The organism is Stenotrophomonas sp. 10N36 (assembly GCF_056395005.1).
In genome coordinates this window covers 364,504-375,199 of the sequence record NZ_JBFTIS010000001.1, presented here as the reverse complement: position 1 = coordinate 375,199, position 10,696 = coordinate 364,504, and the positions used below count along the sequence as shown (strand labels likewise).

Annotated in this window: 9 protein-coding genes, 3 tRNA genes and 1 pseudogene; 8 read left to right on the top strand and 5 right to left on the bottom strand. The window is 61.9% G+C overall.

All coding sequences use genetic code 11. The features are described from left to right. Positions 1 to 56: 56 nt before the first annotated feature. Together AC1DCJ_RS01810 and AC1DCJ_RS01805 are read right to left on the bottom strand one after the other, a co-directional pair. Positions 57 to 170, bottom strand: a complete 114-nt coding sequence (locus tag AC1DCJ_RS01810) for a DUF3262 family protein (protein WP_478069942.1) — start codon at positions 168 to 170, stop codon at positions 57 to 59. After that, on the bottom strand, positions 133 to 501 hold the full coding sequence (locus AC1DCJ_RS01805; RefSeq protein WP_478069941.1) for an integrative conjugative element protein, RAQPRD family: 369 nt from the start codon (positions 499 to 501) through the stop codon (positions 133 to 135). Before AC1DCJ_RS01805 ends, AC1DCJ_RS01810 begins: the two co-directional genes overlap by 38 nt. Before the next feature lie 162 nt (positions 502 to 663). Here AC1DCJ_RS01805 and AC1DCJ_RS01800 point away from each other — a divergent pair, with 162 nt between their 5' ends. Both AC1DCJ_RS01800 and AC1DCJ_RS01795 read left to right on the top strand, forming a co-directional pair. Next, on the top strand, positions 664 to 2,388 hold the full coding sequence (locus AC1DCJ_RS01800) for an ATP-dependent nuclease (protein ID WP_478069940.1): 1,725 nt from the start codon (positions 664 to 666) through the stop codon (positions 2,386 to 2,388). Then, positions 2,373 to 3,800, top strand: a complete 1,428-nt coding sequence (locus AC1DCJ_RS01795) for a UvrD-helicase domain-containing protein (RefSeq protein WP_478069939.1) — start codon at positions 2,373 to 2,375, stop codon at positions 3,798 to 3,800. Before AC1DCJ_RS01800 ends, AC1DCJ_RS01795 begins: the two co-directional genes overlap by 16 nt. A gap of 33 nt (positions 3,801 to 3,833) precedes the next feature. Here the strand turns inward: AC1DCJ_RS01795 and AC1DCJ_RS01790 are convergent. Together AC1DCJ_RS01790 and AC1DCJ_RS01785 are read right to left on the bottom strand one after the other, a co-directional pair. Further along, a pseudogene (locus AC1DCJ_RS01790) lies at positions 3,834 to 4,064 on the bottom strand (IncC plasmid conjugative DNA transfer DtrJ family protein); the annotation flags it as partial. Positions 4,065 to 5,035: 971 nt separating this feature from the next. After that, positions 5,036 to 5,383: a hypothetical protein gene (locus AC1DCJ_RS01785; RefSeq protein WP_478069938.1), complete on the bottom strand. Its 348-nt coding sequence runs from the start codon at positions 5,381 to 5,383 to the stop codon at positions 5,036 to 5,038. Positions 5,384 to 5,553: 170 nt separating this feature from the next. On the opposite strand from AC1DCJ_RS01785, the gene AC1DCJ_RS01780 reads away from it, so the two are divergent. Continuing rightward, positions 5,554 to 6,666, top strand: coding sequence for an NAD(P)/FAD-dependent oxidoreductase (locus AC1DCJ_RS01780; protein WP_478070123.1), 1,113 nt, complete (start codon positions 5,554 to 5,556; stop codon positions 6,664 to 6,666). 56 nt (positions 6,667 to 6,722) lie between these two features. On the opposite strand, the gene AC1DCJ_RS01775 is transcribed toward AC1DCJ_RS01780, so the two are convergent. Continuing rightward, a complete protein-coding gene (locus AC1DCJ_RS01775; RefSeq protein ID WP_478069937.1) occupies positions 6,723 to 9,011 on the bottom strand; it encodes a hypothetical protein in 2,289 nt (762 codons plus the stop codon). 258 nt (positions 9,012 to 9,269) lie between these two features. Between AC1DCJ_RS01775 and AC1DCJ_RS01770 the strand changes: the two genes are divergently transcribed. From AC1DCJ_RS01770 to AC1DCJ_RS01750, 5 genes are all read left to right on the top strand, one after another. Continuing rightward, positions 9,270 to 9,345 (top strand) — tRNA-Gly (locus tag AC1DCJ_RS01770). A gap of 146 nt (positions 9,346 to 9,491) precedes the next feature. Continuing rightward, a tRNA-Gly gene (locus tag AC1DCJ_RS01765) sits at positions 9,492 to 9,567 on the top strand. Positions 9,568 to 9,640: 73 nt separating this feature from the next. Further along, positions 9,641 to 9,714, top strand: a tRNA-Cys gene (locus AC1DCJ_RS01760). 135 nt (positions 9,715 to 9,849) lie between these two features. Next, complete coding sequence (locus AC1DCJ_RS01755) at positions 9,850 to 10,302, top strand: BLUF domain-containing protein (protein WP_478069936.1); 453 nt, start codon at positions 9,850 to 9,852, stop codon at positions 10,300 to 10,302. An 87-nt stretch (positions 10,303 to 10,389) separates the two neighbouring features. Beyond that, on the top strand, positions 10,390 to 10,611 hold the full coding sequence (locus AC1DCJ_RS01750; RefSeq protein WP_478069935.1) for a hypothetical protein: 222 nt from the start codon (positions 10,390 to 10,392) through the stop codon (positions 10,609 to 10,611). The last annotated feature ends 85 nt before the right edge of the window (positions 10,612 to 10,696 follow it).

Sequence of the window (10,696 nt, the reverse complement as noted above, 5' to 3'; positions counted from 1 at the left end):
GGCTCCGGTGAACTGAGGGGCTGCTCAGCCCAGCAGGTGTAGGCAGTACGGATTGCCTAAGCGCCCCAGAGCAACGCTACGGCGAACACCAAGGACAGGACCAGAATGGCCATCTGCGCGGGAGTGAAGCCGCTATGGGTCTGCAAGGCGGCTTGCTGGGTGGCGGTCATGGCGCATCGGGCTCGCCGATGTACTCGCCGAGCATGGGGCGGGATCGCGGGGCTGGGCGTGCAGGGGCGTCAGGTAGCTCTGGACGCCGGAGCGGATGCGTTGGATATCCTCGCGTAGGCGCAGGTAGTCGAAGTGGTAGCGGGCGGAGATCGGATGGGGGAGGGCGGCATTGTTGTCGGCATGCCGCTCCAAGGCGTTGAGCTGACGGAGTACGGTCGCCAGCTGGGCGTGCTCGATGTCGGGTTCTCTTGCCAACGGCGCGCCATTGCTATCCAGAAGCAAAAGGACGAGCAGGAGCCACTGTAAAAAATGGTGCGTAGGTGCGTTCACTGCCGTGGGCCTCCACCCGTTCGGAATTACCCGATGGTGGTGAGGGGCGATCAACCACGCTGCAAAGAAAAGGGCAGAGTGATCCACCGCTTTATTCACGACAGCGGTTAGGGCAGTCTTATCTGACTACCGGGCGGGCCCAACATGGAGCTGTGAAGGACTATGGCGAGAATCAGACGGGTTGAAATTGCTAACTTTCGCGGGATCAAAACCCTAAGCTGGTGCCCCAACCCGGGCATCAATTGTCTGATCGGGCCAGGTGACAGTGGTAAGTCAACGGTCCTGGACGCCATCGATCTGTGTTTGGGGGCTCGCAGAAACGCTCAGTTCTCGGACACTGACTTCTACGGTCTCGATATCACCAACCCCATCAGCATCACCCTGACGTTGGGTGAACTTGACTCATCCATGATGAGCCTTGATGGGTACGGACTGTTCCTGCGCGGATACTTCAGTGAGCTGGATGTGGTGGAAGACGAGCCCGAGCATGGCGCTGAGGTTGTACTGAGCCTCAACCTCACTGTTGCAAGTGATCTTGAACCGTCCTGGACGCTCCTTTCGCTGCGCGCTATGCAGCAAGGGCTGATAAAAAGCCTGGCGTGGAAGGATCGGCTGGCATTGGCGCCGACACGTATCGGAACCTACTCGGACTATAACTTGAGCTGGCAACGTGGCTCGGTGCTCAACCGTATTTCGGAAGAGCGGCCAGACGCCTCTGTAGTTTTGGTTCAGGCGGCCCGAGATGCGCGGCAGTCGTTCGGGGACCAGGCTGAACAGCAACTGGGTGCAGCACTCGGGTTAGTCAAAACGACAGCGGATGAACTGGGTGTCACCGTGGGCGCAAAGGCAAGGGCTTTGCTGGATGCCCATTCTGTATCCTTCGGCGCAGGCACGATTGCTCTGCATAACGAGGCAGGCATTCCGTTGCGAGGGCTGGGCATTGGCTCCACGCGGCTTCTGGTTGCGGGCCTGCAGAGAAAGGCCGCAGCGGGCGCCAGTATCGTGCTTTCCGACGAGCTGGAGTATGGGCTAGAGCCTCATCGCATCACCCGATTCCTGGGGTCGCTTGGCGCGAAAGAGGCGGGGAATCCACCGATCCAGGCTTTTCTCACCACTCACTCACCCGTTGCGCTACGCGAACTGAGTGGTGATCAGCTCAGCGTAGTGCGGCCCCTCGATGGCAAGCACGAAGTTCGTGAAGTAGGTAGCTCAGACGATATTCAAAGCACAATCCGGCTGTACCCCGAGTCCTTTCTGGCACGCTCCGTGATCATTTGTGAGGGGGCAAGCGAGATCGGTTTGATTCGTGGGCTTGACCTCTATCGGGTGAGCACAGGCCGGCCTTCATTGATGGCGCTGGGTGTTGGCCTGGTCGATAGCGGTGGAGGCGATGCTGACCGCCCCTACCATCGCGCTGCTGCCTTCCAGGCGCTAGGCTACCGGGTGATGGTGGTTCGTGATGACGACAAGAAACCAACCACCGCAGTGGAGCAGGAGTTTCTGCGTAAAGGTGGACAGTTCGTTGCTTGGGAAGATGGACGCGCCTTGGAGGATGAGCTGTTCCATAGCCTTTCTGTGAATGGCTGTCTGAACCTCATCACCTTCGCTCACGGTCTTCACGAGGATCTGGTCCGTTCGCATGTCGTGACCGTTTCGAACAACGCGAACTCGCTTGAGTCCATCTGGGAAGAGTCCAGAAGTGGATCTCTATCGTGGAATACCCGATCAGTGCTCGGGAAAGCTTCGCGTACTCGTAAAGCAGGGTGGTTCAAGTCCATCTCGTGGATGGAGGAAGCCGCGCGCACAGTTATCGCTCCCGATCTTATGAATGGTAATCAGCCGTTCACGGCGAAGATGGATCGGATCTTTGAATGGGCGGCTCAATGATGGACGCCGAGGTCGATCTGCTTCAGATCAGTCGTGGGACGGTCACCGCGCCTGCTGGCTGCGGCAAGACTCAGCTGATTGCAAAGGCCTTGGCTTCCTATCAGGGGAGCAAGCCCATACTCGTTCTGACGCATACCAATGCAGGCGTGGCAGCGCTGCGCGCGCGTCTCGACCGTGCAGGTATCCGCTGCTCTGCCTACAGACTATCCACCATTGATGGCTGGGCAATGCGGCTCATAGCCACATTCCCGACGCGAAGCAACTATGACCCTGAGATTCTGAACCTAAAGACGGCTTCGCGTGACTATCCTGCCATCCGTGCTGCAGCGAGAAAGCTTCTTGAAGCGGGCCACGTGACTGATGTCATTCGTTCGAGCTATGCGCAACTGATCGTCGACGAGTACCAGGACTGTTCGGTCCCTCAACATGCCGTCGTCTACTACCTCTCTCAGGTTCTACCGACCTGCGTGCTTGGTGATCCCATGCAGGCTATCTTCGGCTTTCCAGGGAATGCTCTGGCCGACTGGAATCAGCATGTGTGCTCGCATTTTCCGGTCGTGCACGAACTGCGGATACCTTGGCGTTGGAACAATGCGGGTGAGCCAGCGCTGGGCGCTTGGCTGCTGCAATCTCGGCACGCGCTTGCCAGAGGGGAGCGCATCGATCTGAGGCAGGCGCCGCCTCAAGTTACTTGGGTGCCGCTCTCCGGGGCTGATGATCATCCCAAGCGGCTGAGTGCCGCACGCACGGCATCGCCCGTGACTGATGGCCGTGTGCTGATCATTGGTGACTCGATCAATCCAGACAGTCAGCGGAAGATTGCGAGCCAAACGCCCGGAGCGGTTACGGTCGAGGCCGTGGATTTGCGGGATCTGTTGGCATTTGGCCGTACCTACATCCCTGCCAGTCAATCAGGGTTTGCGGACCTCATGGCCTTTGCGCAAAGCGTCATGACAAACCTGGGCGTACCCGCGTTCATGAAACGACTGGAGTCATTGGCAAGGGGTACGGCACGTAACCCCGCAACCAAAGCCGAGGCTGCTGCCCAATACTTCTTGATACTGCCTTCTTTCGAGTCAGCTTCGGATTTGCTGACAGCGCTTCGGACGCACCCAGATGTGCGTGTCCATCGTCCTGCGATCCTGTATTCAGCATTGAAGGCTATGCGAGAGGCGGCGTCAGGTGCCATGTCCTTTGAGGCCGCTACGCAGCGTGCGCGCGAGGAGAACCGTCTGCGAGGCAGACCGTTGCCGAAGCGTGCTGTGGGTAGCACGTTGCTGCTGAAGGGCTTGGAGGCGGAGGTTGCAGTGATCCTCAACGGTGATGGATTGGATGCCCGTAACCTCTACGTCGCGATGAGTCGAGGCTCTAAGCGGGTTGTTGTATGCAGCGTCAGCCCGGTTCTAGGCTGAGTTGTTGCCTTGTCAAGGCGGTTCGAACTTTTATCACAAGTGTTTTTTGAAGCTGGCCGCTGAGATATCCACCGTCACAGCCAGAAGAAACGCTGCGGGCAGCAGAATCAGCACAGGCGTCATGCTGGCCGGCAGCGCCTGATAGACAGCCCACGGCAGCACCGTCAACGGCATCAGGCAGGCTTTGGCCCGGTGATAGATGAAGCCCGATTCCCGTCCAGCCTGGAAGCGACGGATGTCCCGCCGCACCAGCCCATCCACCAGTGTGGTGGTCGAAATTTCCTGGACAGCTCGATAGGTGGAAAATGCGTCTATCGAGGAGATTTTCATGATCAAGAAACGCAGGACATTCGACGAAGATATCCCCGCTAACAAAGCGAGTTGACATCCATGTCGTGAATTTGAGTGCGGTGCATGCCGTGACGAGCGCACAGGCGACCGCCATGAGGTGATTCAGATCACCTGGGTGCCGGTTGTTGCTACGGAGCTGGTGGTTCGAGCGGAAAAACGGTGTCGATACTTCAAACGTGCGTAACCCCTTCCTTTGAATTGAAGGATGTCGCACGTAAGGCAGATGGCTTAGCTGCAGGATTCGATCCTGCTATTTTGGTTATTTGAACGCTGTGCCCACTGGTATGAGCTGGGTGTATCGGAACCATGCCCCCGGAAGAGCGTTCCGTCGAGCGTGCAGATGTAAGCAGATGTTGTAGCGTGGAAGGGCCCGCTGCGTTGCTCGCGGGCCTTGCGGCGGAGCGTGCCCCGCACAGGGCTGTTCGCGCTGCAGTTGCGCACCAACGTTGGCTTGCTGGCTATCCTCGAGCGTGGTCTCGCACAGTGTTGGGTGATGCTCGCAGCAGTCGTTGACGTGATTGAAGGTCACGGTCCCAGGCTCGGGGTGGTGTGGCGTTCAGCGACGGTCGGTCTAGGGCAGCTGCTGGCATCTGTCGGATGCCTACGCCTGGGAACCCCCCGTTACCCATGCCGACGGATGCCCATGGACCCTGATGGAGCACCGTGGAAAATTTGGGCTTGCCATACTCGGTCGTCATAGTCCATGATCTCGTCAGCTGAAGCAAAGCCGGCTTGAAAAAAGCTAGTCTTTTCAATGGGGTGGGTGCTTAGTTGGCGTCTGATTTCCCGCTCCAGATACAGCATCCACCGGCATTCCACCGCGGTGTGAGGCAACGAAAAAAGCGACCTTCGGGTCGCTTTTTTCGTATGCGCGGCGTGCGTCGTCAGCGGCGTTGGCCGATGCGCACATTGCACCAGGTGCCGATGTCGTCGCGCTGGAAGCCGGGGCAGGCGTTGTCGATGGGCAGGTATACGTAGGCGGCGTCGTCGCGGTGGACGAAGTGATAGTAGTTCCGGCCGTCCTTGCCATACAGCCAATAGTTCGACGACCCCTCGTTGATCACGTAGGGCTCGAACGAGAAGATCGACGACTCGGTCGGGAGCGTGTTGCTTCGGTCCGTCAACAACATCCAGGCGTTGGAACCCAGCTGGGTCGCCATGCAGGCGATGAGCAGGGCCGACAACAATCCGGCCATGCCGAAAAAGATACTGCGCGAGGTGCGGCTGGTCATGGCGCTCTATAAGGGACGGCGAGGTCCGCCGGCGTAACGCGGATTCTCCCATGCGCGCTGCGATGGCGGTGGGGAAAGGCGGCGCTTCATATTCGCTTCACCGGCACTTCATTGCCTCCCCCTCCATGCATTCGATCCTGTACGCCTCGACCGCACAGGACACCCCGTTGATGGAGACGTCTTCTACCGCCTACGACTGGGACCTTGTCGTCGTTGGTGCCAGCTTCGCCGGCGCGGCCTGCGCGCTCGCCGCCGTCCAGTACGGCCTGCGTGTGTGCGTGCTGGAACGCAAGGCCGATCCCGGCGCGCGCCTGCACACCACCGGCATCATCGTCAAAGAGGCCATCGAGCAGACGTGGCTGGGCCGGGCGCCGGGTGAGTTGCTGCAACGTGTGGAGCGGGTGCGGCTGTATGCCCCCAGCCTGCGCAGCGTGCTGCTGGCCGCACCCGGCTACTACTTCATGACCACCGACACGCCGAACCTGCTGCGCTGGCTGGCGGCCGAACTGCGCGCCAACGGGGTCGACCTTCGCCTACAGCAATCGTTCACCCAGGCACGGCGCGACGGTGACGGCTGGCAGGTGGAGGGGGCAGGGCGCACCCGGTATCTGATCGGTGCCGACGGCGCCACCTCACGCGTTGCGCAGCGCACCGGGCTGGGCCGGGTGCAGGACAATCTGTACGGGGTGGAGCAGGAGTTCGCCGGCGTCCAGCTGGCCGAAGTCGGGGCACTGCACTGTTTTGCCAGCAAGCGCTTCGCTCCGGGGTACATCGGCTGGGCGGCGCAGAATCCAACCGGCGTGCAGGTGGGGCTGGCGCTGCGACACGATGCGGCCCACGCGCGGCAGCCTGACCTGGACGGATTCCTGCAGCATGTGCGCGACGTGGTGGGTCTGCCGGCTGCGGCGGTGCCGACCGCCACGCGCGCCGGGCTGGTGCCGTGTGGCCTGCCGGACGGCCCGATCACCGCGCCCGGGGTGGTCCTCACCGGCGACGCGGCGGGCATCGTGTCGCCGCTGTCGGCCGGCGGCATCCATTCGTCCTGGCGGCATGGCTGGGCCATCGGCGATGCCGCCGGCCTGCACCTGCGCGGCAATGGGCCGCCCGCCGAAGCGGTGGCGCGCAAAGCAGCACCCACCTTCCGCCGCAAACGTCTGCTGCGCTGGGCGATGGACCACCTGCAGATGGATTGGCCGCTCAATCTGGCACTGCAGTCCGGTGCGATGCGACGGGTGGCCGAGCAGGTGTATTTCCATCGGCGCGGGATGCGGGTCGGGGCATAGTCCTGGAGGCCAGGGGGATCTTTGATCCGCCCGGGTGCTGCCTCGCGATCCAGCCGTCAGCGCGGCAGGTACCCGCGATCGCGCCAGTGACGCATTGCGAATGCATCGTTGGTCGCATGGAACGGCGGGGTAACTTCCAGCAGTGCTGCGTTAACCTGCTCCAATTGGCCGGCGGCACGATGGAAAAGTCGAACGGCCTCAACCAGCCGCGGGCCACCCTCGGCATCCAGCGGCATCGATGGTTGTGCGCTCTCCTGATCGACGAGGTGGCGCACGCGAACGCGTTCCTGCCCATCCTGGCAGCGCTCGAGGTCGTAGTAGAAGCTCTCCATGGTCGCTTGATCTGTATCACGGCAGTAGCGACTCCGGGAAAAGCGCAGGATGGGATGCTGGCCTTCGGCGTCCGCGCCACGCCCGCGCTGCCGGAACGCGGCATGGAATCTGCCTGTCCAGAGTCCGTTGCGGTCACTGTCGTCGTAGTCGTCATACGGGGTGGCAACAGGCAGGGTCAACAGACGCCGCACCCGGTCGGCGGGGATCTGGCTGGCGGCCCAGTGCCGATGCGATGCCCACTCCAGCAGTGCTGCCCAGCCCTTGAGAATGAGGGCGGTGTACTCCGGCGTGAAGGTGACGCCCTCCACGCCGACCCAGTCTGGATCCGGCGTGTCCAGGTTGTCACAGGTGGCTTTCAGCAATACCCAGCCGCGTTGCGGCCTGCGCAGTGACACCACATCCCGCCACGACCAAGGGGCCGTCGCCGGTTCCTGCGTGAAGCTGACCCCGATGTTGCGCGCGATGTCCTTGATCAGGATGGCGCGTCGGGGGATGCGATGCTCTTCTGACAAGTAGGCCATCACGGTCAGGTCGAGTCCGTCGCGCTGAAAACTGTGCAGGCAACTTCCCTCGGGTAGCAGGTCCGGATCGGAGAGGCGGAGGAAGTTCTCGGGACTGACGTTGGCGTCTGCGAACAGCGATGGAATCGTGAACGGCGGATCGGGATGTTCCAGCGCATCCCTGCAGATGACGCTGTGGCCCGCTTCCAGTCGTTCGAGCATGGCGGTCGCATTGAGTGACCACTCCGGTGCCGGCTCTGGTTCCGCCTGCATCACGCAATCGGTGGCAATGATTTTCATCAGTTCATCGCCGTCCAATTCGTCCAGATCATCCACGCGCTTGAGGCAGCTCACCTTGCCGACAAGGTCCATGTGGTAGTCGGTTTGAATCAACAACGCGGCCGTCGTGTCGCCTTCTACATACAGGCACCCATGGTTGTAGTCGCCCCAGTACAGCTCCTCGATCGTGAGGTTGCCGCCGACATGGATCTGCTGGCCGCCTACGATGGCGTTGCGCGCCGTCAGATGGCCCAGCACGACCAGACCGCAGGCCCCATCGGTTTCCAGGCTCCATAGGTGTTGTTCAATGACGACGTTGCCGGTGACCAGGATGAACCAGGGCAGGACAACGTCGGCATCTGGCTGGCGCCAGCGGGCAAGCGGATCGTCCAGGTCCAGGCGGTCAAGATGCAGGTCGCCGTCGATGAGAAGGACGATCTGCCGGTCAGGCCGCAGGGATACGTCGTCGGCGCGATGGAACAGGGAGGTCTCCGGCACCTTGTTGGCGACGTCCGCGTAGCCGACCACCTCGAAGGGCCGGTCGGCCGCCAGGGTTTGGCTCACCTGCGCCGGCGTTGGAAACGGCGTGGCCGCAATGGCGTCGCACGAGCGGATGATGGCGCCGAACACCGAAATCCAGTTGCCGACAGCGGCGTCGGCCAACGATCCCATGCAATGCCGCAGCGCGTCTGCGACATCCCGATGCGACAACGTGACCGGCGCCGGGCGTACGCCATGGATCACGTCGAAGGCCCAGCCCAGCGGTTCATCGTCTTCGCCGGCCTGGTCCAGAGCGACCGCCCAGTCGAACATGGCCTGGAGCCGACCGTCGGCGATGTCGCCGTAGACCGCGTGCAGCAGATCCACGACGTTGTCCTGTACGTCGAAGGGAGAAGGGATGTCGTGTTGTGCTGCCATGCGCAGTGCCATTTCAACGGCCATCCGGTCGCGCTCTTCCACCACCAACGGCGTCGGCCAGCGTCGGGAGCGGGTAGTGGCCGCATGTATGTCGGTCAACCATGAGGCCGCGTCCCGTGGGCCGGCGTGCCCGCGCATCCACTGGGCTGCGAACTCGGCCATCTCCGACGGATCCAGGATCAAGGGCGACACGATGCGGTCTGTCAACGGGTCATGGCCGAAGTAGTGGCGTTGCCCATCCAGCAGCAGCGACTCGATGTGGCCCATGGCATTGAAGCGCTCGAGGATGGGGGTGTGCGGAGGAAAAAAGGGCATGTTCACGTCCCGGTATGCGAACGCACCAGTGTCCTTGTGCGGTCGCACGCGTGACCATGCAATTTGTTGCAGTCCTCTGCTTCAGGCCTGCAGCGTCCCCGGCTGCCTTGGGCGGGGCAACAACCGTAAATCAAAGCGGCTGCAGACAGTTGACGGCGTGAAGGAATCCCGACACAATAGCGCTCCTTCGACGCAGGTCGATGGGCCGGCAGTCTCCAGCACTTCACGGTGCGGTGCAGCCGGGGCAAGCGAAAGTCTGCGGGAATAGCTCAGTTGGTAGAGCGCAACCTTGCCAAGGTTGAGGTCGCGAGTTCGAGTCTCGTTTCCCGCTCCAGATTTCGACAGGGCCCCCTTGGGGCCTTGTTTTTCTCCGCGGTGGCACGCGGGCATCCTGATCGGCAGCGCCGGCGGGGATGTGAAATAAAGTGTGAAAAGGCTGGTGTGTTACCTGCGGTTTCGGTAAGATACGCGCCTGATTTTGCGGGAATAGCTCAGTTGGTAGAGCGCAACCTTGCCAAGGTTGAGGTCGCGAGTTCGAGTCTCGTTTCCCGCTCCAAATCCTGACCAGGCCCCGTTCTCGGGGTCTTGTTTTATCGGGGTATCATTGCCCGGTAAGCTGTAGGGTCACCGGCCTGGTGGCAGAGTGGTTATGCACCGGACTGCAAATCCGTTGAGATGGGTTCGATTCCCGTCCAGGCCTCCAAATTGATGACGCATAGAGCCCGCGAAAGCGGGCTTTATCGTTTGTCGGATCGCCTCCCATCTGAACGCTTCAGCGACGTGGTTTATCTGCCCGGCTGAAAGTGACAGCATCTCCCTTCCATCCAAGGACACGCCCATGCCCCTTCGCGCGATTGCCTACGTCAGTGAGGCGCCCGCCAGCTTGTCCAGGACCGCCTTGGATGCGTTGGTCGACGATGCTGCCCGCTTCAACACCGTAGCCGGCGTCACCGGCGTGCTGTTGTTTGATGGTGGCCGGTTCCTGCAGTACTTCGAAGGCCCGGATGACGGCATGGCTGCCGTGCACGAGCGCATCCTCCAGGCACGCAGTCACCATGGCATCGTGGAGCTGTGCCGGGGCCGCGTTCCCCAGCGCTATTTCCCGTTCTGGGGCATGCGCTGGCTGGGTGTCGAGCCGGCCCTGATCCGCCAGTTGTCGGCGGGCGACTGGGCCGGGTTTGCGCGCCGGGTCAATGACGGCGCGGCGGTAAGCACCGGTCTGGACCGGTTGCTTGACCTGCTGGCGCACACCCTGCCCGCGCCCCCGGCCATGCCGGCGGCGGCGGGGTAAGTCGACCGCCTCTGGCGGCCCGGTCTTCACCGCGTCGGCACGATCGGTTGACCACGATGCAGGCTGGTTCACTTCCCAGGTTCTGCCATGACATTGACCCAGCTGTTTGCCGCCACCGGGGCGCCCGGTTCGTTCTGGGCGTCGCCCAGCAACGTAAATGGCGTGCTCTGGCTCGCGATCGGCCTGGCAGGTATCGCGTTTTCGCTGGTGCTGGCCAAGGCGGTCAAGCGCTTCAATGGCCTGGTGTGGGCGCTGCTTGGCGTGGGGACCGCCATTTGCGCCTACGGAATCTGGCGGCTGGCGTCGTAGGCCGACCGCGTCAGCGGTTGCTGACATCACGCTGTCACTCTGTCCGGCCCATGCTGCTGGAGCGGGAGGGTGCAGCGCAGGTGAA